The 24,857-nt window shown below is 69.1% G+C and carries 28 protein-coding genes; 16 read left to right on the top strand and 12 right to left on the bottom strand.

The window, feature by feature from the left end:
- Positions 1 to 7 precede the first annotated feature (7 nt).
- From KQ304_RS13690 to KQ304_RS11580, 4 genes are all read left to right on the top strand, one after another.
- The gene (locus KQ304_RS13690; RefSeq protein ID WP_311133905.1) at positions 8 to 721 is read left to right on the top strand and encodes a rubrerythrin family protein; all 714 of its coding nucleotides are present in this window, start codon (positions 8 to 10) and stop codon (positions 719 to 721) included.
- A gap of 34 nt (positions 722 to 755) precedes the next feature.
- Positions 756 to 1,487, top strand: a complete 732-nt coding sequence (locus KQ304_RS11590) for a pirin family protein (RefSeq protein ID WP_259737238.1) — start codon at positions 756 to 758, stop codon at positions 1,485 to 1,487.
- The gene (locus KQ304_RS11585) at positions 1,484 to 2,035 is read left to right on the top strand and encodes a DUF924 family protein (RefSeq protein ID WP_259737237.1); all 552 of its coding nucleotides are present in this window, start codon (positions 1,484 to 1,486) and stop codon (positions 2,033 to 2,035) included. The genes KQ304_RS11590 and KQ304_RS11585 overlap by 4 nt, the downstream gene beginning before the upstream one ends.
- Before the next feature lie 129 nt (positions 2,036 to 2,164).
- Positions 2,165 to 2,392: a hypothetical protein gene (locus tag KQ304_RS11580; RefSeq protein WP_259737236.1), complete on the top strand. Its 228-nt coding sequence runs from the start codon at positions 2,165 to 2,167 to the stop codon at positions 2,390 to 2,392.
- Between the two features lie 15 nt (positions 2,393 to 2,407).
- On the opposite strand, the gene KQ304_RS11575 is transcribed toward KQ304_RS11580, so the two are convergent.
- The 4 genes from KQ304_RS11575 to KQ304_RS11560 all read right to left on the bottom strand — a co-directional run bounded on the left by KQ304_RS11575 (position 2,408) and on the right by KQ304_RS11560 (position 7,678).
- Complete coding sequence (locus tag KQ304_RS11575) at positions 2,408 to 2,665, bottom strand: hypothetical protein (protein ID WP_259737249.1); 258 nt, start codon at positions 2,663 to 2,665, stop codon at positions 2,408 to 2,410.
- Between the two features lie 194 nt (positions 2,666 to 2,859).
- Complete coding sequence (gene gcvP, locus KQ304_RS11570) at positions 2,860 to 5,796, bottom strand: aminomethyl-transferring glycine dehydrogenase (RefSeq protein WP_399229271.1); 2,937 nt, start codon at positions 5,794 to 5,796, stop codon at positions 2,860 to 2,862.
- Between the two features lie 162 nt (positions 5,797 to 5,958).
- On the bottom strand, positions 5,959 to 6,348 hold the full coding sequence (gene gcvH / locus KQ304_RS11565; protein ID WP_259737234.1) for a glycine cleavage system protein GcvH: 390 nt from the start codon (positions 6,346 to 6,348) through the stop codon (positions 5,959 to 5,961).
- Positions 6,349 to 6,403: 55 nt separating this feature from the next.
- Complete coding sequence (locus KQ304_RS11560) at positions 6,404 to 7,678, bottom strand: aminotransferase class I/II-fold pyridoxal phosphate-dependent enzyme (protein ID WP_399229259.1); 1,275 nt, start codon at positions 7,676 to 7,678, stop codon at positions 6,404 to 6,406.
- Between the two features lie 227 nt (positions 7,679 to 7,905).
- Between KQ304_RS11560 and KQ304_RS11555 the strand changes: the two genes are divergently transcribed.
- The gene (locus tag KQ304_RS11555) at positions 7,906 to 8,865 is read left to right on the top strand and encodes a fatty acid desaturase (RefSeq protein WP_259737233.1); all 960 of its coding nucleotides are present in this window, start codon (positions 7,906 to 7,908) and stop codon (positions 8,863 to 8,865) included.
- Here KQ304_RS11555 and KQ304_RS11550 read toward each other — a convergent pair.
- The gene (locus KQ304_RS11550) at positions 8,829 to 9,590 is read right to left on the bottom strand and encodes a hypothetical protein (RefSeq protein ID WP_259737232.1); all 762 of its coding nucleotides are present in this window, start codon (positions 9,588 to 9,590) and stop codon (positions 8,829 to 8,831) included. The two genes, KQ304_RS11555 and KQ304_RS11550, sit on opposite strands and share 37 nt — an antisense overlap.
- 163 nt (positions 9,591 to 9,753) lie before the next feature.
- Here KQ304_RS11550 and KQ304_RS11545 point away from each other — a divergent pair, with 163 nt between their 5' ends.
- The 4 genes from KQ304_RS11545 (at position 9,754) to KQ304_RS11530 (ending at position 13,274) form a co-directional block, all read left to right on the top strand.
- Complete coding sequence (locus KQ304_RS11545) at positions 9,754 to 10,653, top strand: fatty acid desaturase (RefSeq protein WP_259737247.1); 900 nt, start codon at positions 9,754 to 9,756, stop codon at positions 10,651 to 10,653.
- 78 nt (positions 10,654 to 10,731) lie between these two features.
- Positions 10,732 to 11,190, top strand: a complete 459-nt coding sequence (rplI, locus tag KQ304_RS11540) for a 50S ribosomal protein L9 (protein WP_259737231.1) — start codon at positions 10,732 to 10,734, stop codon at positions 11,188 to 11,190.
- A 38-nt stretch (positions 11,191 to 11,228) separates the two neighbouring features.
- Entirely contained in the window at positions 11,229 to 12,695 is a 1,467-nt protein-coding gene (dnaB, locus tag KQ304_RS11535) for a replicative DNA helicase (protein WP_259737230.1), read from the top strand.
- A 54-nt stretch (positions 12,696 to 12,749) separates the two neighbouring features.
- Positions 12,750 to 13,274: a hypothetical protein gene (locus tag KQ304_RS11530; protein ID WP_259737229.1), complete on the top strand. Its 525-nt coding sequence runs from the start codon at positions 12,750 to 12,752 to the stop codon at positions 13,272 to 13,274.
- Positions 13,275 to 13,300: 26 nt separating this feature from the next.
- On the opposite strand, the gene KQ304_RS11525 is transcribed toward KQ304_RS11530, so the two are convergent.
- Together KQ304_RS11525 and KQ304_RS11520 are read right to left on the bottom strand one after the other, a co-directional pair.
- A complete protein-coding gene (locus KQ304_RS11525; protein ID WP_259737228.1) occupies positions 13,301 to 14,125 on the bottom strand; it encodes a bifunctional 2-polyprenyl-6-hydroxyphenol methylase/3-demethylubiquinol 3-O-methyltransferase UbiG in 825 nt (274 codons plus the stop codon).
- A 103-nt stretch (positions 14,126 to 14,228) separates the two neighbouring features.
- Complete coding sequence (locus KQ304_RS11520) at positions 14,229 to 15,089, bottom strand: transglutaminase family protein (protein WP_259737227.1); 861 nt, start codon at positions 15,087 to 15,089, stop codon at positions 14,229 to 14,231.
- Between the two features lie 72 nt (positions 15,090 to 15,161).
- On the opposite strand from KQ304_RS11520, the gene KQ304_RS11515 reads away from it, so the two are divergent.
- The 5 genes from KQ304_RS11515 (at position 15,162) to KQ304_RS11495 (ending at position 19,996) form a co-directional block, all read left to right on the top strand.
- Positions 15,162 to 16,007, top strand: coding sequence for a sterol desaturase family protein (locus KQ304_RS11515; protein WP_259737226.1), 846 nt, complete (start codon positions 15,162 to 15,164; stop codon positions 16,005 to 16,007).
- A gap of 4 nt (positions 16,008 to 16,011) precedes the next feature.
- Complete coding sequence (gene mnmG / locus KQ304_RS11510; protein ID WP_259737225.1) at positions 16,012 to 17,964, top strand: tRNA uridine-5-carboxymethylaminomethyl(34) synthesis enzyme MnmG; 1,953 nt, start codon at positions 16,012 to 16,014, stop codon at positions 17,962 to 17,964.
- Positions 17,965 to 17,975: 11 nt separating this feature from the next.
- A complete protein-coding gene (locus KQ304_RS11505; protein ID WP_259737224.1) occupies positions 17,976 to 18,725 on the top strand; it encodes a hypothetical protein in 750 nt (249 codons plus the stop codon).
- Between the two features lie 34 nt (positions 18,726 to 18,759).
- A complete protein-coding gene (locus KQ304_RS11500) occupies positions 18,760 to 19,365 on the top strand; it encodes a chorismate lyase (protein WP_259737223.1) in 606 nt (201 codons plus the stop codon).
- Between the two features lie 91 nt (positions 19,366 to 19,456).
- Positions 19,457 to 19,996: a hypothetical protein gene (locus KQ304_RS11495; protein ID WP_259737222.1), complete on the top strand. Its 540-nt coding sequence runs from the start codon at positions 19,457 to 19,459 to the stop codon at positions 19,994 to 19,996.
- Positions 19,997 to 20,028: 32 nt separating this feature from the next.
- Here KQ304_RS11495 and KQ304_RS11490 read toward each other — a convergent pair whose 3' ends face one another.
- Genes KQ304_RS11490 through KQ304_RS11475 form a run of 4 tightly spaced genes read right to left on the bottom strand, consistent with a single transcriptional unit; the run spans position 20,029 to position 21,932 of the window.
- A complete protein-coding gene (locus KQ304_RS11490) occupies positions 20,029 to 20,550 on the bottom strand; it encodes a DUF1269 domain-containing protein (protein ID WP_259737221.1) in 522 nt (173 codons plus the stop codon).
- A gap of 42 nt (positions 20,551 to 20,592) precedes the next feature.
- Entirely contained in the window at positions 20,593 to 21,174 is a 582-nt protein-coding gene (locus KQ304_RS11485; RefSeq protein WP_259737220.1) for a hypothetical protein, read from the bottom strand.
- 50 nt (positions 21,175 to 21,224) lie between these two features.
- Positions 21,225 to 21,365: a hypothetical protein gene (locus KQ304_RS11480; protein WP_259737219.1), complete on the bottom strand. Its 141-nt coding sequence runs from the start codon at positions 21,363 to 21,365 to the stop codon at positions 21,225 to 21,227.
- A 24-nt stretch (positions 21,366 to 21,389) separates the two neighbouring features.
- Positions 21,390 to 21,932: a SprT family zinc-dependent metalloprotease gene (locus KQ304_RS11475; RefSeq protein WP_259737218.1), complete on the bottom strand. Its 543-nt coding sequence runs from the start codon at positions 21,930 to 21,932 to the stop codon at positions 21,390 to 21,392.
- A gap of 107 nt (positions 21,933 to 22,039) precedes the next feature.
- Between KQ304_RS11475 and KQ304_RS11470 the strand changes: the two genes are divergently transcribed.
- Together KQ304_RS11470 and ligA are read left to right on the top strand one after the other, a co-directional pair.
- Positions 22,040 to 22,462, top strand: coding sequence for a hypothetical protein (locus KQ304_RS11470; RefSeq protein ID WP_259737217.1), 423 nt, complete (start codon positions 22,040 to 22,042; stop codon positions 22,460 to 22,462).
- Positions 22,463 to 22,468: 6 nt separating this feature from the next.
- Positions 22,469 to 24,568 (top strand): NAD-dependent DNA ligase LigA, encoded by a 2,100-nt coding sequence (gene ligA / locus KQ304_RS11465; protein WP_259737216.1) that lies wholly within the window; start codon positions 22,469 to 22,471, stop codon positions 24,566 to 24,568.
- Positions 24,569 to 24,626: 58 nt separating this feature from the next.
- On the opposite strand, the gene KQ304_RS11460 is transcribed toward ligA, so the two are convergent.
- Positions 24,627 to 24,857: transposase (locus KQ304_RS11460; protein ID WP_259737215.1), on the bottom strand; the 231-nt coding region annotated here is incomplete at its 5' end.

Raw genomic sequence — 24,857 nt, 5'->3', positions numbered from 1 at the left:
TCCACCCATGGATCTCTCCAACCCCGCCACCAGCGCCAACCTCGAAGCCGCCTTCGGCGGCGAGAGCATGGCCAACCGCAAATACCTCTTCTTCGCCAATGTGGCCAAGACGCTCGGCCACCTCGAGCTGGCCCGCCTCTTCCGCGACACTGCCAACCAGGAGACCGAACACGCCTTCGCCCATTTCCGCCTGCTCCATCCCGAGCTGGTGGTCGCCGATCCCGCCTCCCTCAGCGAGCAGCAGAAGCAGGCGGTGCTCGCCCGCTGCCTGGAGCTGGCGATCGAGGGCGAAACCTACGAGTACACCACCATGTACCCGGAATTCGCCGCCGCTGCCCGCGCCGAGCGCGATGCCAGCGCCGAAGCCGAATTCAACGAGCAGATCGCTGAATCCAAAGACCACGCCGGTGTCTTCCGCAAGGCCGCCAGCAACTTCGGCTTCCTCACCCCCATTGAGCAGCACCACGCCGACCGCTACGGCATCGCCCTGCGGGCCCTCGCCGGCGAGGGCACCGCTGGTGAGGCCAGTGAGCCCCTGCCCGGCCTCTGGATCTGCAAGGTGTGCTCGATGATCTACGACCCCGCCATCGGCGATCCCGATTCCGGCATCGCCGCCGGCACCCCCTTCGAGGCCATCCCCGACGACTGGGAATGCCCGATCTGCGGGGTCCGCAAGGCCAGCTTCGAGCCCTACCGCGAGCCGGAGCTGCTGGCGGCCTGAACGCCGGCCTCGCCTGCCCCATCTTCTCCCTGCCATGCCCACCACCACCTCCGGCCGGCGCAGCGGCACGCTGCTACGGCCGGCGACCGAACGCTTCCATGGCCAGCTCGACTGGCTCGAGAGCCGGCACAGCTTCAGCTTCGGCCACCACTACGACCCCGCCTGGATGGGCTTCGGCCCCCTGCGGGTGATCAACGAAGACACCATCGCCCCCGGGCGTGGCTTCGGGATGCATCCCCACAGCGACATGGAGATCATCACGGTGATGGTGGAGGGGGAGCTCAGCCACCGCGATTCGATGGGGCACGGCGCCGTGCTGCGGGTGGGGGAGGTGCAGCGCATGAGTGCGGGCACTGGCGTGGTCCACAGCGAGATCAATGAATCCACCAGCCCCTGCCGGCTGCTGCAGATCTGGATCGAGCCCAGCAGCCGCGGCATCGAGCCGGCCTATGAACAGAAGCCCTTCGCCTTCGGCGACCACTGGACCCTGCTGCTGGACCCCCAGCAGAGTGAGGGAGCCATGGCGATCCACCGGCCCGTGCGGCTGTGGCGGGCCCAGCCCAGTGCAGGTGTCAGCCTCCAGCTGCCCCTGGCGGCCGGGCGCCAGGCCTGGCTGCAGCTGATCGATGGGGCCGTGGAGCTGAGCGGACCAGACGGGTCCCAGCCCCTGGGGGCCGGCGATGGCCTCGGCTTCCTCGCCGGCGAATCAGGGGAGCTCACAGCCACGGCGGCCGGCACCGATCTGCTGCTGTTTGAGCTGGCATGAGCGACCCTGGCGCCCCCGATCTGCTGCGCTTCTGGTTCGAGGAGTGTCAGCCGGCCCAGTGGTTCCGCAAGGATCCCGCCTTCGATCAGCAGGTGCGCGAACGCTTCGGGCCACTGAGCGAGCGGGCCCTGGCCGGGGACCTACAGCCGTGGGCTGATCAGCCGGGCTCAGCCCTGGCTCTGGTGCTGCTGCTCGATCAGCTCCCCAGGCAACTCCGGCGCGATCAGCCCGGGGCCTTCGCCGGGGATGCCGCCGCTCTGGAGTTGAGCCTGGCGGCCCTGGCCAGGGGCTGGATCGAAGCTGAAGCCCAGCCCAGTCGGCGCCAGTTCTGGCTGATGCCCGTGATGCACAGCGAAGACCTGGCGATCCAGGAGCAGGGACTGAAGCTGTTTGAGCGCTTCACCGACACCAAAACCACGGAGTTCGCCCGGCGTCACCGCGATGTGATCGCCCGGTTCGGGCGCTTCCCCCACCGCAACGAGGCCCTCGGACGCAGCTCCAGCGCCGAGGAGCTGGCCTTTCTGGAGCAGCCAGGCTCCCGCTTCTGACGGCACCAGCCGATGCCAGGCGCAAGATGTGATGATTCATGACCATCTGCTGGAAAGGCAGCAGCCGATGCGGAACCTGAGCGGGCCTGCCGTTGCAATGAAGATCCAGATCTTCTTGCGCCCCTGGTCATGGCGAGCCACGATCCCTACACCCTGGGCCTGCGGGCGGTTCCCGACCTGGAGCCCAAGCGCTGGATCGTGCGCTACCGCGGCTTCGTGCTGATGCCCCAGTCTGATCTCAGCTGGCTGGTGCGGCCCGAGCGCAGTCCGATGCCGGTGCTGCCCTTCCGCGCGCCCGCCAGCTCCCTGGAGGATGTGAAGGCACTGGTGGACTGGCGCCTCACCCGAGCCGCCTGATCCCCCACTGAGCCCTCAGGCCGCCTGGGGTGGCGTGGGGGTGGGGCCGCCGGCCTGGAATGGCAGCACCAGGGTGGCCCAGCGCTCGGGGCGTTCACCGCGGTAACGCTTGGCCTGACGGACTCCAAAGGGAACCCGCAGCACGTTGGTTCCTTCTTCGTGGAAGGTTTCTCCCCGGTCGTGGGAACTGGACAGGGTGGTGGGAACCGGCGGCAATGAAGGACCCTGCCTGGGTGGCGATCCCGGCTGACGGGCTGCCTGGGCGTCAGCCATCACCAGGCGACGAATGGCCGCAGGGCCGGAGCTGTCGTCGTTGTTGCCGTTCATGGGTGGCTCGGCTCAGCGATGGGGCGGATTGGAAAGAGGAGCGAAGCCGGAACTTCCGGTCGCATTTCTCACAGCTCGACGCAAAGAATCAACCCGTGGATTCGAAAGAAAATCTGAGGATTGATCAACTTGCGCGGATCTTAACGCCCTTGACCAGCCAGCACTGGTGCCGTGGTTACCCCTTCCTGAACCGCCCCCAGGGGCAGCGCCGCCGCCAGTTCCTCCACCGAGGGACAGGTGCAGACCAGATTTCTGTCGCCGTAGGCGTTATCGATGCGGGCCACCGCCGGCCAGAATTTGTTGGCCTGCTGGCCTTCGCCAGCGGGGAACGCGGCCTGCTGGCGGCTGTAGGGGCGCTCCCAGCGGTCGGCCGTGACCGTCGCCAGCGTGTGGGGCGCACGCTTGAGCGGATTCTCCAGGGGGTCCACCTCGCCGGCCTCGATGGCCGCGGCTTCCGCTCGGATCGCGATCAGGGCGTCGCAGAAGCGATCGATCTCCGCCAGTGATTCACTTTCGGTGGGCTCCACCATCACGGTGCCGGCCACCGGCCAGCTCACGGTGGGGGCGTGGAAGCCGTAGTCCATCAGGCGCTTGGCCAGATCGTCCACCTCCAGACCGGCGCTGCGCTTGAGCGGCCGCAGGTCGAGGATGCACTCGTGGGCCACCCGCCCGCCCGGTCCGCGGAAGAGCACGGGGTAGTGGGGCTCCAGGCGCTCGGCGATCACGTTCGCCGCCAGCAGGGCCACGGCACTGGCCTGACGCAGGCCGGCGCCACCCATCATGCGGATGTACATCCAGCTGATCGGCAGGATGCCGGCGCTGCCCCAGCGGGCCGCCGCCACCGCACCGATGCCCTGGGCCTGGCCGGGCAGGAAGGGCACCAGGTGACTGGCCACGCCGATCGGTCCCACCCCGGGGCCACCGCCGCCGTGGGGGATGCAGAAGGTCTTGTGCAAGTTGAGGTGGCAGACATCGGCGCCGTAGAGGCCCGGCTTGGCCAGGCCCACCTGGGCGTTGAGGTTGGCCCCGTCGAGATACACCTGGCCGCCATGGCGGTGGATCACATCGCAGAGGCGGCGGATACCCGGCTCGAACACACCGTGGGTGGAGGGGTAGGTGACCATCACCGCCGCCAGGGAGGCGGCGTGGGTCTGGGCCTTGGCCTCCAGATCCACCAGGTCGATGTTGCCCTTGTCGTCACAGGCCACCGGCACCACCCGCAGACCAGCCATCACCGCGCTGGCCGGATTGGTGCCATGGGCGCTGGTGGGGATCAGGCAGATGTCGCGGTGGTGATCGCCGCGGCTGCGGTGCCAGGCGCGGATCACCAGCAGGCCGGCATATTCCCCCTGGGAGCCGGCATTGGGCTGCAGCGACACACCGGCGAAACCGGTGATGGCCGCCAGCCAGCCCTCCAGGTCAGCGATCAGGCGGGCATAGCCCCGGGACTGGGAGGCGGGCACCAGCGGATGCAGGTCGGCGAACTCGCTCCAGCTCACCGGCGCCAGCTCGGCGGCGGCGTTGAGCTTCATGGTGCAGCTCCCCAGCGGGATCATCCCGTGCACCAGGGAGAGGTCGCGCGAGGCCAGGCGCTGGATGTAGCGCAACAGCTCGGACTCGCTGCGGTAGCGCTGGAAAGCCTCCTGCTGCAGCCAGGGCCCCTGGCGCAGGGGCAGGCCCGCGAGCAGCTCCGGCTCAGTAGGCAGCGCCGCTTCCAGCTCGGCGGCTGAGCCCGACTGGGCAGGGACCACCCCCGCCGAACTGGAAGCGGCGGCGAACAGCGCCAGCAACCCCTCGAGCTCAGGGCCGTCGCTGCGCTCATCGAGGCTGAGGGCCACGCCCTGCAGCTGCCCGTCAGAAGCCATGAGCGGCCTGAGGTTGAAGCCGGCGGCCTCGGAGCGCTCCAGCAGCGCGGCGGCCTCGGCCGTGAGCATGCTGAGGGTGCCGAAGGCGGGTCCAGGCTCGAGCTCATAGCCAAGGCGGGTGAGCCCCAGGGCCAGGGCGGCACGCAGACGCAGCACCCGCCTAGCGATGGCCGTGAGCCCCTCAGGCCCGTGGTGCACGGCATAGAAACCGGCCATCACCGCCAGCAGCACCTGGGCGGTGCAGATGTTGCTGGTGGCCTTGTCGCGGCGGATGTGCTGCTCGCGGGTCTGCAGGGCCAGGCGCAGGGCCGGCCGGCCCTCGGCATCGATCGAGCGGCCCACCAGGCGGCCTGGAATCTGACGCTTGTGGGCCTCGGTGGTGGCGAAGAAGGCGGCATGGGGCCCGCCGAAGCCCAGGGGCACGCCGAAGCGCTGGCTGCTGCCGATGGCGATGTCGGCGCCGAGGGAGCCCACGGGGGCCAGCAGCACCTGGGCCAGGGGATCGATCGCCACCGTGACCATGGCGCCGCATTGGTGGGCCGCCGCGATCACCGCACTGGGATCAAACAGGTGGCCACGGCTGCCGGGCAGCTGCAGCAGCACGCCGAAGACATCGGCGCCGAAGACCTGATCGCCACCAGCGGCCGTGGCCACGCTGCCGGCGGCAGAAACCGTGAGTGGATCAAAGGTTTCAATCAGGATCCCCAGGGGCTCGGCCCGGGTGCGCAGCACCTCCAGGGTCTGGGGGAACACCTGCTCATCCACCAGGAAGCGGCGGGCCTCGCTGCGGCGACAGGCGCCGGCACTGAGAGACATCGCCTCGGCCGCCGCGGTGGCCTCATCGAGGAGCGAGGCGTTGGCGATCGGCAGGCCGGTGAGCTCGCTGATCAGGGTCTGGAAGTTGAGCAGCGCCTCCAGCCGCCCCTGGGCAATCTCCGCCTGATAGGGGGTGTAAGCGGTGTACCAGCAGGGGTTCTCCAGCACATGGCGCTGAATCAGGGCCGGGGTGGCGGTGCCGTAGTAACCCAGGCCGATCAGGCTGCGGCGCACCTGGTTGAGGGAAGCGATCCAGCGCAGTTCCCTCAGGGCATCGGCTTCCCCCACGCCGGCGGGCAACTCCTGCTCGGCGGCGCTTGGGGGAATCAGGATGTCGCCTGGAACCACCTCGGCCACGAAGCTCTCCAGATCGGCGCAACCCAGGCGCTCCAGCATCCGGACCTGCTCAGAGGCGGATGGCCCCAGATGGCGTTGCAGGAAAGGGGAGAACTCCTGGGGGGCGCCGGCCACGGCGCTGTCGCTGCTGCTCTCGACGCTCACGCCACCCAGTCCGGCTTAGGGGTGGATCCTAGGGACTTCGCCCCGCCGGACCAGGGTTCAGGAGCCTTCCAGCTTGGCGCGGTAGCTGGCGGGATCGAGCAGGTCGTCGAGCTGGGCGGGATCGCTGGGGCGCATCAGCAGCAACCACCCCTCGCCGTGGGGATCGTTCTGCAGCTCCTCGGGGCTGGCGAGCACCGCCTCGTTGCGCCGCTCCACGGTGCCGCTGATCGGGGCGTACATCTCCTCGACGGCCTTGACCGATTCGACCGTGCCGAAACTGCTGCCCCGCTCCAGCTGGGCGCCGTTTTCGGGCAGCTCCACAAAGACGATGTCGCCGAGCTGATCGACGGCGAAGGCACTCACCCCCACCCGCACCAACTCCCCCTCCGGTCGCACGTATTCATGGCTGTCGGCGTAGCGGCAGTCGTCGGGGACCTGGAGGGCCATCGCGGACCGGAGAGAGGTTTCGACCCAGTGTGGCTCCCGGGGGGGGGCGCCGCGCTCAGGAGCCCCCGCCGGGGCCCAGGGCCGTCAGGGCCCGCTCCAGCGCCAGGGCCACGTGGGTGCGGTGGGTGCCGCCCTGCGAAAAGAGCACGTAGGGCTCGCGCAGGGGGCCATCGGCGGAGAACTCGCTGGTGCTGCCATCGATGAAACTGCCGCCGGCCATCACCAGCTCGCTGGCGTAGCCGGGCATCGGCGCCGGCACCGGATCGAGATAACTCCCCACCGGTGAGCACGACTGGAAGGCCCGGCACACCCGGATCAGGGGCTCGGGGGCGCCGAAGCGCACCGCCTGGATCAGGTCGCTGCGGTGCTCCCCCAGCTGGGGCTGCACGGCATAGCCCAGATCGCTGAACACCGCGGCGGTGAGATCAGCACCGATCAGCGCCTCCGACACCATCTGGGGCGCCAGAAACAGGCCCTGGAACAGCAGGCGATAGAGATCGAAACCGGTGCCGCCCTCGCTGCCGATGCCCGGCGCCGTGAGCCGGCAGCAGGCCTGCTCCACCAGCTCGGCGCGACCAGCCACATAGCCGCCGGTGGGGGCGATGGTGCCGCCGAGGTTCTTGATCAGCGAGCCGGCGATCAGGTCGGCACCCACCGCCGGCGGCTCCAGGGGTTCCACCAATTCGCCGTAGCAGTTGTCAACGAAACGGATGCAGCCGGGCTGCAGGGCCTCCACCCGCTGGCAGAGGCGGGCGATCACCTCCAGGCTGAGGGCGGGCCGCCAGCTGTAGCCGCAGCTGCGCTGGATCAACACCAGGCGCGTGGGCACCGCCAGGGCCGCAGCCAGGCCGTCCTCGTCCACCGCACCGGCAGCCGTGAGCGGCAGCTCGTCGTAGTGGATGCCGAACTCGGCCAGGGAGCCTTGGCCAGTACCGCGCAGACCGATCACCTCCTCCAGGGTGTCGTAGGGGCGGCCGGTGAGGGCCAGCATTCGATCACCGGGGCGCAGCACCCCGAACAGGGCGGCGGTGATGGCGTGGGTTCCGCTCACGAACTGCAGGCGCACGGCGGCGGCCTCGGCCCCCAGCACCCGCGCGAAGACGCGATCGAGCACTTCCCGGCCCAGGTCGCCATGGCCGTAGCCACTGACGGAGGCGAAGTGGTGGGTGCCCAGCCGCTCAGCGGCGAAGGCGTCGAGCACCCGTGCCAGTGCCGGCTGCACGGCAGCGGTGCGGGCGGCGGCCAAAGGCGCGGTCCGCTCAGCGGCGGCGGCCAGCCGCTCCCGGGCCCAGCCGGCGTGGGTTTCAGTGTTGATTGCCATTGTGGTCATGGCCTGATACCAGCTCTCGCCGCCATGCTGCCTGGGGGCTTCCCCCACGCCGCTAGATTTCCAGCCGATGCATCGGCGACACTTCTGCCGGCATCACAGTCAGGGTCGCACCTCAGCCTGATGGGTTCCCTGCAACGGGATCGCCCGCCGCAGGGGAGATGACGGACTCCAGCCTGCGCCACCACCGCGAGAGTCATTTGGTTGCCGCTTCAGATCCAGCATCCGCTTTGCCCCAAGTCGAGCCCGCGGGTCAGGCCCTGCGGGGCCACGCCGCCGAGCATCAGGACGCCGCCGTCCGCGCTTCGGTGAGTGGACGCCGTCAGCCGCTGCCCCCCAGTCAGCGCAACTACAAATTCGGCACCACCAGCTTCATGCTGGCGATCCACGTGGGTGCCGTCTTTGCCCTGCTGCCGCGCTTCTGGAGCTGGCAGGGGGTGGCGGTGCTGGCGGCCCTCTACTGGACCACGGTGCTGGGGGTGACCCTGGGGCTGCACCGTCTGCTGGCCCACCGCAGCTTCGTGGCGCCGAAATGGCTGGAGCACACCCTGGTGCTGATGGGCAGCCTGGCCTGCCAGAGCGGACCGATCGAATGGGTGGGGCTGCACCGCCACCACCACAAGTATTCCGACCAGCCCAACGACCACCACGACGCCGGCCGCGGTCTGTGGTGGAGCCACAGCGACTGGATGCTGCACGACATTCCGGCGGTGCGGCAGATGAGCCGCTTCACCGGTGATCTCCAGCGTGATCCCCTCTACCGCTGGCTCGACCGCTGGTTCCTCCTGCTACAGGTGCCCCTGGGTGCCGCCCTGTGGTGGTACGGCGAGCGGGCCGGTGTGCCCGGCGGCGGCCTGGGTCTGGTGCTCTGGGGCATCCCCCTGCGCCTGGCGATCGTCTATCACGTCACCTGGCTGGTGAACAGCGCCACCCACGCTTTCGGCTACCGCAATTTCGACAGCCCCGATCTCTCACGCAACTGCTGGTGGGTGGCGATCCTCTCCTTCGGTGAGGGCTGGCACAACAACCACCACGCCCATCCCGCCAGCGCCCGCCATGGCCTGCGCTGGTTCGAGTTCGACATCACCTGGCAGCACATCAAACTGCTGCGTGCCCTCGGGCTGGCCAAACGGATCCGGGTGGCCCACCTGGGTCAACCGCTGCCCTCGGCTTCGGCCACCAGCTCCTGACGGATCGCCTCGGCGAGATCCAAGGGGCGCGTCTGCTGCTGCAGGCGGGCTTTTTGGCGCAGCACCTCCAGAAAGCGATCGGCGCTGATCGCCTGCTCGGTGGCCACCCCCAGCCCTTCAAGGGTGCGGTGCAGGTCCATCAGCTCGGCGTCGAGCTCGGTGGCGCTGTAGTCGCGCTGACCGCTCATCACCGCCGCAAAGCGCTCCCGGCGCTGGGTCTTGGCCGCCGGGTAGGCCGCCAGCACCTGGTCGCGGCAGAGCCGCCAGGGCCGCCCGGCACAGAGCAACTCCGCCAGGGCAAAGCTGAGGCCTGGGGCCTCGTCCTCGGCGATGCGCAGATCAAAGGCCCGAGGTGGTGGCACCAGGCCCACAAAGATCTCCAGCAGATCACCGGGGCCCAGGGGCTCGCCGCTGTTGCTGAGCAGGGGCCGGGAGCCCTGGGAGAGGGCCTCGATCAGATCGGGATGGCCCGCCAGGGGGCCATCCCCGGCCCCGGCCACCAGCCACTGGTTGATGCGCCCAAGGGCCAGGAACACCTCGGGGCCGGGGGAGGCGAGCTTGCGGTTGCGCAGCATCGACACCTGGGAGTTGTGGATGCGACCCAGGTCGAGCACCTCAGCCAGGCCGGGCAGCACCCGGTGGGACCAGCCGTTGCGCTCATGCCAGGCCCTGATCAGATACGAAAAAGCTTCGCGGCCTGATTCGATTTCGGCCTGATATCCCACCTGATCTGGATTCGTACTGCTACCATTCTAAGGATTGATCAGGAGTCGACCCCGCATGACGGTCACCCCACGCCAGAGCACCCCGCCGAAGGCCGCCCCAGCGCAGGCCCAGCGGCCACCATCCCGCCGCCCCGCCGGAGTGGCCCACCTGGCGCCGGCCGCCATGGCCCTTGAGCAGGCCCGTGCCCTGCACCGGCCCCGGGCCGGCCAACCTGTCCCCGAAGCCCCCAAGGGCACCCGCTGGGCCACCATCGGCTTCATGGCCGTGATCCACGCCCTGGCGCTGGTGGCCCTGCTGCCCCGCTTCTGGAGCCTGCCGGCTTTGGCCAGCCTGCTGGTGCTCTATTGGGTCACCGGCTGTCTGGGGGTCACCCTCGGCTACCACCGCCTGCTGGCCCACCGGGCCCTGCGGGTGCCCCAGTGGCTGGAGCGCGTCTTTGCCACCTGCGGCGCCCTGAGCTGCCAGCACGGTCCGATCGACTGGGCCGGTCTGCACCGCCACCACCACAAGTTCTCCGACACCGACGCCGACCACCACAACAGCCACAGGGGCTTCTGGTGGAGCCACATGGGCTGGATGTTCGAGGAGATCCCCGCCATGGCCGCGGTGCCCCGCCTCACCGGTGACCTGCAGCGCGACCCCTATTACCGCTGGCTGAACACCAACTTCCTGCTGCTGCAGATCCCGGTGGGCCTGCTGCTGTTCTGGATCGGCAGCGTCACCGGTGCCGGCGGCTGGGCCCTGGTGCTCTGGGGCATTCCCCTGCGCCTGGTGGTGCTGTACCACTGCACCTGGCTGGTGAACTCCGCCACCCACTGCTGGGGCAGCGTCTCCCATGACAGCGGCGATCAGTCGCGCAACAACCCCTGGGTGGCGGCGCTCACCTTCGGCGAGGGCTGGCACAACAACCACCACGCCTACCCCCACTCGGCGCGTCACGGCTTCGGGGCCCGCCAGTTCGACCTCACCTGGCAGCACATCCGCCTGCTGCGGGCCCTGGGCCTGGCCACCCAGGTGCGTCTGCCCGCCGACGCCGGCAGGGCCTCCCAAGCCGTGATCTAGGATCACTGATCGCTCCAGGATGCGGGCCGCCAAGCCGGCGGTCCCTGCCCGATCCCCTGTTCCCGCCGTTCTGTTTCCATGGCCAAGCGCGTCTCCGTCGTCCTCAGCGAGGACGTTTACAGCCTCGGCAAGCAGGGGGACATGGTGGAGGTGGCTCCCGGTTACGCCCGTAACTTCCTGCTGCCCCAGAGCAAGGCCGTGGCCGTCACCCCAGCGGTGCTGCGCCAGGTGGAGCACCGCCGCGCCAAGGAAGCCGAGCGCCAGGCGGCCCTGAAGCAGGAGGCCGAAGCCTTCCGTACGGCCCTCACCACCATCGGCCGCTTCACCGTCAAGAAGCAGACCGGCGGCGACGACGTGCTCTTCGGCACCGTGACCAACGGCGATGTGGCCGAAGCGATCGAAGCGGCCACCAAGAAAGAACTGGACCGCCGTGACATCGCCGTGCCCGAGATCCACCGCACCGGCTCCTACAAGGTGCAGGTGAAGCTTCACCCCGAAGTCACCGCCGAGATCAACCTGGAAGTGGTCAGCCACTAGGCACCAGCCCAGCCCCGGCCTGGGCCTAGCCTCGGACCATGGTGAGTGTTCCCCTGCCGGCCCCCGATGGCGGCCCCGAGTGGGGGCCCGCCGTTGAGCGCAGCGACCCGGCCCCGACGGCTGCACCGCTGACGCCGGCTTTTCGCCGCCGCGGTCAGGGCCAGGACGAAGCCCGCTTCGAGGCCCTGCCCGATCAGGTGCCGCCCCAGAACCTGGAGGCGGAAGAAGCCGTGCTGGGCGGCATCCTGCTGGACCCCGACGCCCTCGGCCGCATCGCCGATGTGCTGCGGCCCGAGGCCTTCTACCTGAGTGCCCATCGGGAGATCTACCGCACGGCCCTGATGCTGCACAGCCAGGGCAAACCCACCGACCTCACGGCCATGGCCGCCTGGCTGGCGGACACCGGCCAGCTGGAGAAAGTGGGCGGCAGCAACCGGCTGGTGGAGCTGGTGGAGCGCACCCTCAGCACCGCCTCGATCGACCAGGTGGCCCGCCTGGTGATGGACAAATACCTGCGGCGGCAGCTGATCCGCTCGGGCAACGAAGTGATCAAGCTCGGCTTCGATCAGGCCAAGCCGATGGAGCAGGTGCTCGATGAGGCGGAGCAGCAGATCTTCGCCATCAGCCAGGAGAAACCCTCGGTGGGGCTCACCCCCACCGCCGAAATCCTCACCAGCACCTTCAACGAGATCGAGAGCCGCTCCCTGGGCACCTCGGTGGCCGGCATCCCGGTCAACTTCTACGACCTCGATGCCATCACTCAGGGCCTGCAGCGCAGCGATCTGATCATCGTGGCCGGGCGGCCGGCGATGGGAAAGACCTCGATCGTGCTCAACATCGCCAAGAACGTGGCCCAGATCCACCAGCTGCCGGTGTGTGTGTTTTCGCTGGAGATGAGCAAGGCCCAGCTCACCTACCGGCTGCTGTCGATGGAGGTGGGCATCGAGAGCGGCCGGCTGCGCACCGGCCGGCTGCAGCAGGAGGAGTGGCCGCTGCTGGGCCAGGGCATCAACACCCTTGGCCAGCTGCCGCTGTTCATCGACGACAAGCCCAACGCCGGCGTGCTGGAGATGCGCTCCCTCTGCCGCCGGCTGATGGCCGAGCAGGGCAAGGAACTGGGGCTGATCGTGATCGATTACCTGCAGCTGATGGAGGGCTCCACCCCCGACAACCGGGTGCAGGAGCTCTCGCGCATCACCCGGGGCCTCAAGGGCATGGCCCGGGAGCTGAACGTGCCGGTGGTCGCCCTCTCCCAGCTCAGCCGCGGCGTGGAGAGCCGCACCAACAAGCGGCCGATGCTCAGTGATCTGCGCGAATCGGGCTCGATCGAGCAGGACGCCGACCTGGTGCTGATGATCTACCGCGATGAGTACTACAACCCGGAAACAGCCGATCGCGGCATCACCGAAGTGATCGTGACCAAGCACCGCAACGGCCCGGTGGGCACGGTGAAGCTGCTGTTCGAGCCCCAGTTCACCCGTTTCCGCAACCTGGCCGCCCCCTGATTCTTCTCCGGCCGCAGCGGCAGCAACATGGGGACAAACGCCTGCTGACAACCGATGAGCGAGCCCACCACCAGCCCCTCCACCCAGCCGGTCGCCCTGGGCTGGGCGCTGGCCCTGCGCTGGCCCGTCGCCCTGGTGGCCGCGGTGGGGATCGGGGCGGCCTTTCTGGGCAGGGTCCTGCAGGAGCCGATCAAGATTGAACTGGTGCTGACGAAGCCCCTGCCGGTGGCCGCCCAGGTGAATGTGGACGCCATTCAGAGCCCGGTGGTGGTCGAGAGGATCGCCGAGCCGATCCGCACCGCCCCGATCAGAACGATTCCGATCACAGCAAAGGTGACGATGACTGAACCGATCGATCTGGCCTCACCCCTGGCGGTGAACGTGCCGGAGCTGAGCCAGGGAATCGGCGTCGCGGTCAAGGGCCCTGTGAATGCAACGGTCAGTGGCGCCGTGAACGCCCAGGTGGCCGGCGATGTGGGCGCCAGCGTTCGCGGAGATGTGGGCGCCACGGTGCAGGGGGCCGTGGAGGCCAAGGTGACCAATCAGCTGGAGCATCAGCGCATTCGAATTGGCTTCTGAGCAGAACTCCAGCCGCCACCGCCACCTCAACCGCCATCGATCTTGCGTGCCACCTGCCAGCCCGAGAGCAACGTGAGGGGCAGCTGCCCATCCCATTCACTCTCCATCAGCAGGTGCAGACGCTCGAACAGGAGGTTGCGCACCTCCGGGTCCAGCTGCAGATAGCCGGAGTAACTGGCCAGCAGATCCAGATAGCGTTCCGCTGAAGAGCTGAAGCGGCTGTCAACGAGCCCGCTGAGGGGAGGCGAGAAGACCTGCGGGTCGATCAGCACCGCCTCAAGGGCGTTGAGGATCGCCACCTGGGTGCTGCGATCTTCGCGGCGATGGAGCTGCGGTGCAAGCTCGGCGTAGAGCGGGGCGCTGCGCTGGTGGAAGGCCTCGCTGGGCTGCAGCTCCTTGTTCCAGAGCAGGATCAGGGCGCCACCGGGGCGCAGGGCCGCCGCCGCCTTGGTGCAGGCCACGGCCGGCTCGATCCAGTGGAAGGAGCTGGCGGCCAGCACCGTATCGAATGCCGCTGCCTGCAGGGGCCAGGTCTCAAACGCCAGCGGCTCGACCGTGACATTGCTGAAGGAACGGCAACGCTGGTTGGCCAACGCACAGAAGGCTGGATTGGGCTCAAGGGCCAGCAACGAACAGCCAAGGGGCGCCAGTGCAGCCGTGGCGGTGCCCGGGCCACATCCCAACTCCAGGATGCGGGAGGAGGCCGTCAGGCCAGCGGCAGCCACCACCTGAGCGATCTGGGCGGGGTCGTAGGCGGGACGCCCTCGGGCATAGGCCTCGGCCGCAGGGGTGTACCAGGCTCCCCGCTCCTCGAGGGAACGGCTTGAGAAGGCGGCCAGTGAACGCCGCAACAGCCTCGGGCAGGGCGCTGTGCGTTCGCACGATGGCGAGCGTTTGGAGTTTGCGCTGGTGCACCAAGGCGGGGTGCAACGACAGGATCCACGACCCACAAGCTCATGGCCGCGCCTCCAACTCCGTCACCCACACCCCCACGCTGAGGGTGGCGCCACTCGGACCCACGTAGGCGCCCGCCACCGGCGGTACCGCCTCGGGCTCACGGGCCACGGCCACCGCCATGTGGTGAGGGCCGGCGAGGGCGCCGATGGTGGGATCAAAGCCCTTCCAGCCGGCACCGGGCAGATAGACCTCCGCCCAGGCGTGGGTCGAGCCGGCGGCGGCGGCGGCCGGGTCGTGGAGGTAGCCGCTCACGAAGCGGGCGGCGAAGCCCAGCAGGCGGGCGGCCCCCAGGAACAGAGTGGCGAAGTCGCGGCAGGAGCCGGAGCCGCCCCCAAGGGTGTGCTCGGGCGTCTGCACGCCCGGTTCCTCCCGGCGCTGGTAGCGCAGGCTGGCGTGGATGCGAGCGCTGATCCGCTCCAGCAGCGCGTAGGTTTCGATCCGCTCGCCGGGCTGCAGCAGCCCGGCCACCCAGTCCGTCAGTAGCGGCGCGGGGCTGGCCCGGGGCCTCTGGCGGTAGGGGGCCAGCAGCAGCAGGTCCTCGTCGCTGTAGCGGAAGGGGAAGTGCAGGGCCTCGTCATCCACGAGGAAATCCAGGGGCGCCTGGTGGTACTGCTGAACCACCAGCTCGCTCTCGATCAGCAGCTGGACCGTGGGCTCGCTGAAGCTCGCGATCGCCACCGAGTTGTCCTCCGCGTCGCGGTGCCAGCGCAGCTGGGCCGGAGGTGTGATGCGCAGGCTGGAGGATTCGATCCGCAGTTCATGGCCCTCCCGGGGCCTCAGCCGCAGAGCATGGGCGTCAAGCCGGACGGGCGCCTCGAAGCTGTAGGTGGTGAGGTGCAGGATCCGGTAGCGCTGCATGGCCGGGGGCGGTTCAGGGCGGTGGGGGGTCCCTAGGCTGGGTGTTGACGCCGTCGATAGGTCAACCAGTCCATGGCGATCGCACAGATCGACACTGAAACAGTGATCCGTTCGCTCGGTGATCACTCCTTCGTGTTTTACGGACTTGTTTTCTTCGGCATCATCCTGGCCCGCTATTTCCTGCTGGCCGGTGGGTCTTGGTGGTGGCTCTATGCGCGTTCAGCCGCAGCAGAGCCCGGGTCCACCCCGCCTGGATCCAGGCCTCCGCAACCCACGCCCGCCCAAAGGCACCAGTGCGCCGATGGCATCCGCGCCGACATCCGCCTCTCGGTGCTCTCGGCGGCGGTGTTCGCCCTGGCCACCGCCGCGGTGCTCTCGCTCCAGAGCCATGGGCTCACCCGCCTCTATGCCAGACCCGACACCTACGGCTGGTGGTACCTCGCGGTGAGCTACGCCGCCGTGCTGATCCTCCAGGACGGGCTGTATTACGCCAGCCATCGCCTCTTCCACCACCGCTGGCTCTACAGCTGGTGTCACCACGGTCATCACCGCACGCGCCAGCCCACCCCCTGGACCTCCTTCGCCTTTGATCCCCCCGAGGCCGTGGTGCAGGCCCTGGTGCTGGTGCTGGTGGTGATGCTGGTGCCGCTGCACCTGATCACCCTGATGGCGGTGCTGAGCACCATGACGGTGTGGGCGATCGTGAATCACCTCGGCCTCGACCACCTGCCCAGCGGCTTCCCCCACCACTGGCTGGGCCGCTGGGTGATCGGCCCCGCCCACCATTCGCTGCACCATCGCCACCCGGGCGTGCACTTCGGCCTCTACTTCACCCTCTGGGACCGGATCGGCGGCACGGAAGACCCCAGCTACGCCGCGGCCTTGGAGCCCCCTGGCGATCTGGGCGCCATACATTGAGCTGATGGCCCTCAGCGCAGCCCCCAGCGAAACCTTTGAGCTGATCGTGGTCGGCGGCGGCCATGCCGGCTGTGAGGCGGCGCTCACCGCGGCACGGCTGGGGATCTCCACGGCCCTGTTCACGCTCAACATCGATCGCATCGCCTGGCAGCCCTGCAACCCGGCGGTGGGTGGGCCGGCCAAGAGCCAGCTGGTGCATGAGGTGGATGCCCTCGGTGGCGTGATCGGCCGCCTCGCCGATGCCACCACCCTGCAGAAACGGGTGCTCAACGCCAGCCGTGGGCCGGCGGTGTGGGCCCTGCGCGCCCAGACCGACAAGCGCCAGTACGCCCGCCAGATGCTGCAGCTGCTGCAGCACACCCCCAACCTGCAGCTGCGCGAGGCGATGGTCACGGGGCTGGAGCTGGAGCCCGAGGGCCGGATCAGCGGCGTGCGCACCTTCTTCGGCAGCGTCTATGCCGCGTCGGCCGTGATCCTCACCACCGGCACCTTCCTGGGCGGTCAGATCTGGGTGGGCCAGCAGTCGATGCGTGCCGGCCGCGCCGGCGAGCAGGCCGCCGAAGGGCTCACCGAATCGCTGCAGGCCCTCGGTTTCCACACCGACCGCCTCAAGACCGGCACCCCGGCCCGGGTGGATCGCCGCAGTGTGCGCCTCGAACAGCTCGAAGAACAACCCAGCGATGCCGAGGGCCGCTACTTCTCCTTCGATCCAGCCGCCTGGGTGAGCAGTGAGCCGATGGCCTGTCACCTCACCCGCACCACCGCCGCCACCCACCAGCTCATCCGCGACAACCTCCATCTCACGCCCATCTACGGCGGCTTCATCGACAGCAAGGGTCCGCGCTATTGCCCCTCGATCGAAGACAAGATCGTGCGCTTCGCCGATAAGGACAGCCACCAGATCTTCCTGGAGCCGGAGGGCCGCGACACCCCTGAGCTCTACATCCAGGGCTTCTCCACCGGCCTGCCGGAGCGACTTCAGCTGGAGCTGCTGCGCACCCTGCCCGGCCTGGAGCAGTGCGTGATGCTGCGTCCGGCCTATGCGGTCGAGTACGACTATCTGCCCGCCACCCAGTGCCTGCCCTCGCTGATGACCAAGCGGGTACATGGATTGTTCAGCGCCGGCCAGCTCAACGGCACCACCGGCTACGAGGAGGCCGCCGCCCAGGGGCTGGTGGCCGGCCTCAACGCCGCCCGGCTGCTGCGCGGCCAGGAGCCTGTGCATTTCCCCCGCGAAGGCAGCTACATCGGCACCTTGATCGATGATCTGGTCACCAAGGACCTGCGCGAGCCCTACCGGGTGCTCACCAGCCGCAGCGAGTACCGCCTGGTGCTGCGCGGTGACAACGCCGACCGACGCCTCACCCCCCTGGGCCGGGAACTGGGCCTGATCGACGACCGCCGCTGGAGCTTGTTCCAGGCCAAACAGGCCGCCATCACCGCGGAGAAGCAGCGGCTGGAAACAGTGCGGCTCAAGGTCAGTGATCCGGTGGCGGCGCAGGCGGAAGCTCGCTCGGGCGCGCCGATCAAGGGCTCGATCACCCTCGCGGATCTGTTGCGCCGCTCCGGCTTCCACAGCGGCGATCTGGTGGATCTGGGCCTGGCCGATGCGGGCCTGCCGGCCGGCGTGCGCGAGGGGGCGGAGATCGATCTCAAATACAGCGGCTACCTGGCCCGCCAGCAGCAGCAGATCGATCAGGTGCGGAAGCAGGATCAGCGCCCGATCCCCGGCGGCATCGACTATAGCGCCATTGCCACCCTCTCCAAGGAGGCCCGCGAGAAACTCGCCGCCGTGCAGCCGCTCAACCTGGGGCAGGCCTCGCGTATCCCCGGGGTGAGTCCGGCCGACACCACCGCCCTGCTGCTGTGGCTGGAACTGCGCCGCCGGCGTGAGGGGCAGGAGCAGCGATTGTCGAATCAACAGACCACCCCTACGATCGCCACAACTCCCTCCTGAGCCCAGCGGCCATGGGCGGTGATCAGCGCCCCATCTCCTCCTCCCGGGCGTTCTGGGAGCTGAAGGCCGAGCAGGTGATGGACCGCGTGTTTTCTGCGGCTCTGCCTGGTTCGGCTCTTGCGCCGATCGATGTGGTGGTGAGCGCGGCCCCTTCAGGGACGGCAAGGCCCCAGAACCCAAGGCCTGGGCTGATCCTGATGGCACTCCTGTCGCTGCTGGGGGCCGGCAGCACCCTGCTGGTGTGGCGGGGCTGGACCCAGGCCAGCACCGCTCTGCAGCAGGAACGCACGCTGCGACTGCTGGAGCAGCTGCGCGCGCTGGGTCCCCTGGAGGCGGCCGAGCCGGAGTCAACGGCCGCCTCCACCGCTGAGACCTCCTCCAGCGGCGCCGTCAGCAGCCTGCCGCCGCCCCCGCTGCCCCCAGCGGAGGACGCCTGGGTGCCGCAGCTGGAGCCGCTGCGACTGCCGGTGGGCACGCCGGTGGGCGACCCGATCAACCGGTGGGCTCCGCCTGAGCCGGCCAGAGCGGCAGCCGACGCCGCCACCGGAGTGGTGGGGGACGCGCCCGAACTGGTGGGGGTGGTGCAGGTGCCCGGCCAGAGCGGCTCCGCCATCTTCCAGATGGGCGGCAGTTCCACCAGCGCCGCGGTGGGCGAGACGATCGGCGCCACCGGCTGGCGCCTGCACTCCGCCAACGGCAACTCAGTGGTGATTGAGCGCAACGGCCAGCAGCAGCGGGTGAGCATCAGCGGTGGCTTCTGAGCCTCCTTAGCCTGGCCCCCCTGAGCCGAGGCTGATGGCCGATACACTGCTTACCAGGCCATGGGTCTCGCCCACCTCGCTCTGGGAAGCACCGATCAGCGAGGTGCTCAACGCCCGGGCCGGCGACCAGCTCAGCGGTGCCTGGAAGCTGCTGCTGTTGGGCGATGGCAGTCCCACCCGCCATCTGCACCTGCTCACCGGCACTCCGATCACGATCGATCTGATCGCCATGGGGGCCGAGCTGGAATCGCGGGGCCGGCCCGCCGAAGTGGCGGAGCTGGTGCCGCCACTGCTGCGGCGGCAGGTGTGGCTGCGCTGCAACGGCCAGGCCCTGGCCTGGGCCGAGAGCTGGTGGAACCAGGCGGAGGCCGAGCAGTATCTGCGCGACCGTCAGCAACCCATCTGGCTGAGCCTGACCAGTGAGAGGGCGGAGCTGTTTCGGGAAGTGGACGGTCTGGCCCAGGTGAACGCCGACTGGCTGGAGCAGGGATTCGCCGCACCAGGACCGTTCTGGAGCCGTCATTACCGCTTTTTCCGGCAGGGGCGAGAACTCACGGTGATCCGCGAAGTGTTCTCACCGGCCCTGGAGCGCTGGCTGGGGCCGAGCCGCCACGGGGAAGATCTCCATAAAGTTTTATGAAGTCACGGCGATCTGTGGCGGTTTCCACTTGACAACTTGCGCGTCTTGGCAGCTTGTGCAGGATGGCGTCATTGCTTTTGCCAGTTTGACGATGACCACCACCCTTGAGAGCGCAGGAGAACCTTCCGCGCCCGAAGCCGCCGATCAGTGGATCTCCCTCACCGATCTGGGTCGTTCGCTCGGCATTTCAGCCGTGAGCTGTGGCCGCCTGCTGATTCAGGCCGGGCTGCGCCAGCTCGATGGACGTCCCACCGAGCGGGCCCTGCAGCGGGGGCTGGCCCGGTCCGGTGGCCAGGCCCTGCAGCGGGGTCGCGCCACCCTCTGGCAGCAGGCCGGCTGTGCCGCCGCCCTTGGCGGCAACTCCCCGCGCCCGGTCCAGCAACCCACCCTGGTGGAGCAATGGGCGGAATTGCTCTGGGCCCTGAAGCAGGGCTCCCCCTCGATCGCCACCTCCGCCGAGCAGATGGCGGAGGATCTGCCCCATGAGCTGGTGGGGGCCGTGAACCGCCAGCTGCAGGACAAGGGCTGGGATTTTCAGGTGAGCCACCACCCCTCTCGCCCCCAGCCGAGCGCCCAGCACCATGGCCAGATGAGCTCCGGCCGCAGCCGGGTGCACCGCAGCAGCCACTGAGGCTCCGCGGCCTGGGCTGGGCGGCGTTCCGCTCAGCCCAGGCGCAGGGCTTCGGCCTGTTTGCGGCTGGTCTCCAGCAGCTCGCTGAGCTGGGCCTCATCGGTGTGGCTGAGGCTGGTGCGCAGCAACTTGGCGTGGGGCGCGAAGCTGCGCAGGCGCTCGATCACCCGATCCGGGGTGGCATCGCGCACCAGCAGGCAGAGGGCGGCGCTGCTCTTGGGCAGGGTTTCACCGAGCTCCCGCAGAAAGCCATCGTTGATGCCCAGATCACTGAGCGCACCGGACGCCGCCCCCATGCCGGCGCCGACGGCGGCACCCAGCAGAGGATTGAGGAACAGCAGCCCCACCAGCGATCCCCAGAAGCCACCGCCCAGGGCACCGGCGGTGGTCAGGTTGATGGCCTGGCGCAGGTGCACCTGACCGTCGTTGTCACGCTCCACCACCACGGCGTCTTCCAGGGAGATCAGATGCTCCTGCTGGATGGCGACCAGCTCCTTGCGCACGGCTTCAGCCTCTTCAACCTTGGGGAAACCAACCACGATCAGGTTGCTCATGGACGCTGGGAAGTGTTGGAACAGAGCCCCAGGCTAAGGGCTTCACCCCTGGCGGGGACGCCGGCTGGAGCGGGGCAGGGGCCGAGATTGCTCCGGCAGCGGCTGGACGACGCCTGGTGCGGGCGGGATCGGGGCCTGAGCGCGGGCCGGAGGCAGCAGGGGGGCCGCGCGGCGGGAGATGGCCTCCAGGGGCCGGCGGGCTCCAGCCTCAGCCGCCGAAGGCCTGGGCGATGGCTGGCGCTGGGGTGACAGCGGCGATGGCAATGGCGGTTGCGGTGGCAATGGCGGTGGTGGTTGACGTTCGTCCTGGGGCTGCCAGGGCGAGCCGTCCTGGCGCAGCGGGGGCCTGCGGCGTTCTGGAGCCTCAGCGCGCTCCTGCCAGGGTTCCGGCCAGTCGTCGTCGCCTTCGAGGAACCAGTCGATGCGGTTCTCCACCCAGCGGCCCAGACCCTCCAGGCCCGGGCGCCCGCCGGCTCGGCGCTCGGCTCCACGGGCCTGCGCACGCGAGCCAGGGCGAGCCCCGGCCACTCCATCCACCAGCTGCCGTCCTGCCGACATCCATTGATCCAGGGAACCGCCGCTGCGGCGACGTCCCCGGCGGGGAGGATCTCCCGAACCGTTCATGGCCCTCGCCTGTGCCATCGCAACCGATGTGACCTGACCCTAACGGCCCCTCATGGGCCGGCGGCCCGGCGCGGGCTCGTGCTAGGGCCCACCAGGCCCAGGCGATGGGAGCGCATCCGCCGCTCCCGCCCCAGACCCAGCAGGGCGATCGAGACACCCCCTCCCTGCAGCACCCACAGAAACAGATCCACGGGTCCCGGCTCAGTGGCGGAACCCTAGGCCGCACGGGCCTCGAACACCAGGGCACAGCTGGCATCCCAGCGGCCCCCATGCAGCCGCTCGCAGCAGAGCCGGCAGGCCAGGCCCCGCACCCGGCGGCGGTAGGCCGCGCTGACACCGCAGCAGGGGCAGCGGGCGATCCAGGCGGCCGACGCCAGTGGCAGCGGGTAGTGGTGGCGCAGGCTCACCTCGAACTCCGCCTGGGCGGCATTGATCCGCGCCATCGCTGCCCGGAAGTGGGGGCCGTGCACCTCGCGGGCCTGCAGCACCCGGTCGATCCAGGCGTGGATCATTTCGTGGCAGAGGGTGCCCAGGGTGGCGCTGGCGGGCAGGGGGGCCAGGACTGGCCGCGAGAGCACGATCTCGCAAAGGATTGAGCCATCTCGCCGGCGGCCACGGCGGTAGAGGCCGGCGGTGCGGCTCATGCGTCCGTCACTCCAGCGCAGCTCCAGCAGGGGCCGGCCGCCCGGGGCCAGGGCACCGCCGAAGTGCTCGCGGTCGAGGCAATGGAACAGGGGCAGCAGGGGCGACAGGGGCATGTCGCAGGCAGCGGATGACGCAGGCGTGGCCCCAGTGTGGGGGCTTGGCTCCCGGGCCGGCGGGGCTGTCGGTCAGACTCTGCAAGCTGAACGCGCTCATGCAGACGATGGACTGGGGTCTGGCCCAAACGATCGGCACCAAGGCCCTGCTGGCCGGAGCTGGGGCTCTGCTCCTCTACTGGACCTACACCGCCGTGCGGCTGGTGATCAGCGCCCGCGGCATCAACCCGCTGCTCAAGCAGTTCTTCACCCAGGTGGCCTCGGGGCAGATCGACGGGGCCTATCTGCTCACCACCAAGAACTACCGCTCCCACGTGAACCGGCAGCAGTTCATCCGCTTCCTGGCGGGGCTGCAGCTCAACAAGTACCGCAACCTCAAATCGGGTCGGCCCCGCCTGCAGGAGGGCCAGATCATCCTCACCGTGAAGCTCAAATCAGAAGCCAAAGATGAGCTGCCCCTGGATTTCACCTTCGTGAAGGTGGAAGATTCCTGGCGGGTGGAGCGGATCCAGAAACTGGCCGCGGCCTGAGCAGCGGTGCGGGCCCGCGCCGAGGAGTTGCGGCGGCTGCTGAACCGCGCCGCCCACGCCTACTACGTGCTCGACGCTCCCGAGCTGGAGGACGCGGTCTATGACCGCCTCTACCGGGAACTGGAGCAGCTGGAGCGGCTCCAGCCAGGCCTGATCAGCCCCGACAGCCCCACCCAGCGGGTGGGCGGCGCCCCGGCCGAGGGCTTCCAGTCGGTGCGGCACCGCATCGGGCTGCTCAGCCTCGACAACGCCTTTTCCACCGAGGAACTGGAGGCCTGGTACGGCCGTCTGCTCAAGGTGCTCGATCGCCCCGGCCCATCCGGGGATGACCTGCCGGCCCTGCCCATGGTGGGGGAACTCAAGATCGACGGCAATGCCCTGGCCCTGAGCTACGAGCGGGGCCTGCTGGTGCGGGCCGCCACCCGCGGCGATGGCGAATCGGGTGAGGAGATCACCGCCAACGTGCGCACGATCCAGAGCGTGCCCCTGCGCCTGCTGCTGGAGAATCCCCCCCCATGGGTGGAGGTACGCGGAGAAGCGCTGATCCCCGATCACACCTTTGCGGCGATCAACGCCGAGCGGGCCGAACGGGGTGAGGCGCTGTTCGCCAATCCGCGCAACGCCTGCGCCGGCACCCTGCGCCAGCTGGATCCGGCCGTGGTGGCCGCGCGCCGGCTCGATTTCTTCGCCTACACCCTGCACCTGCCAGACGCGTGGACCCCGGCTTCAGGCGCAGCGGATCCCGCACGGCCGCTGAGCCAGTGGCAAAGCCTGCAATGGCTGGCGGCGGCGGGATTCCGGGTGAACCCCAACGCCGCGCTCTGCCCTGATCTGGCCGCCGTGGAGGCCTTCTTCGCCGCCTGGGAGCACAAGCGGCGCCAGCTCCCCTATGCCACCGATGGCGTGGTGGTGAAGCTCGATGACCTGCGCCTGCAGGCCGATGCAGGCTTCACCCAGAAGGCACCGCGCTGGGCGATCGCCCTCAAGTACGCCGCCGAGGAGGCCCCCAGCCGGCTGCTGCGCCTGGTGGCCCAGGTGGGCCGCACGGGAGTGATCACCCCGGTGGCCGAGTTCGAGCCGGTGGGCCTGGCCGGCACCAGCGTCAGCCGGGCCACCCTCCACAACGCCGACCGCCTGGCCGAGCTTGATCTGCACGCCGGCGACACGATCGTGGTGCGCAAGGCCGGCGAGATCATCCCCGAGGTGGTGCGGGTGCTGGCCGAGCTGCGGCCGCCGGGGGCCGCCCCGCTGCAGCTGCCCAGCAGCTGCCCGGAATGCGGCTCGGAGCTGGTGCGCGAGGAGGGCGAAGCGGCGACGCGCTGCGTCAACAGCAGCTGCCCGGCGATCCTGCGCGGCACCCTGCGCCACTGGGTGAGCAAGGGAGCCATGGATGTGGATGGACTGGGGGCCAAGCTGGTGGAGCAGCTGGTGGACCGGGGCCTGGTGCGCTCGATCGCCGATCTCTACCGCCTCGATGCAGCCCTGCTGGCCAGCCTGGAGCGGATGGGGGAAAAGTCGGCGGCAAATCTGGTGGATGCCCTGGAGGCCTCGAAACAGCAGGCCTGGCATCGCCAGCTGCATGGGCTCGGGATTCACCATGTGGGGGCAGTGAACGCCAAGGTGCTGGCGAAGGGCTTCCCGAGCGCGGCTGAGCTCTACGCCGCCGCCCAGCAAACACCCGAGCGGCTCACCGCCCTCCACGGCATCGGCAGTGAAATCGCCCAGTCGCTGCAGCAGTGGTTCGCCACCCCCTCCAACCAGGGGTTGCTGGACCAGCTCAAGCAACTGGGCTTCTCCATGGCCGCCGGCGAAGGGGAGCTGGCGGCCAGTGCGAACAGCAGCGCGGAGGCCACGGGCATCGATGGCAGGGAAGTGCTCGCCGGCCGCACCTTCGTACTCACCGGAACCCTGCCCAGCCTCAGCCGCAGCCAGGCCCAGGCTCTGATCGAAGCAGCCGGCGGCAAGGTGACCGGATCCGTGAGCAAGAAGACGAGTTACCTAGTGGCCGGCGAGGAAGCCGGCAGCAAGCTGGCAAAGGCCGAAAGCCTGGGGGTGCCGGTGCTGGATGAAGCGGAGTTACGGGCTTTGCTGGCCAGCGGGCCGTAGCACTGGCGAAGGGAACGCCTTCTGCCTGAGCTGATCGGCCAGGTGAGGTGGGTGCCTTTTATTGGACAGCTTGGGCCCCTGACATCGTTAGTCCAGAAAGGGAGGAACAGGGTTCTCTCTCAGTATAGACCTCTTGTGGAGTTCTGCCCCCCAGTGCACTGTGGGGTCTTACATGGCAATACCTCCACAGGAAGCGGGCCAGGCTGGCTTCCGCCTCCCAGCCATCGCTGTAGGCACGCAGGTACACCTCCTCGTACTTGACGGTGCGCCACAGCCTCTCCACCAAGAT

Origin of the sequence: Synechococcus sp. CS-1329 (genome assembly GCF_025128055.1) — a bacterium.
Lineage (GTDB): Bacteria > Cyanobacteriota > Cyanobacteriia > PCC-6307 > Cyanobiaceae > Regnicoccus_A.
Note: the sequence above shows the minus strand (reverse complement) of the source record. Positions and strands in the feature narration are given on the sequence as shown.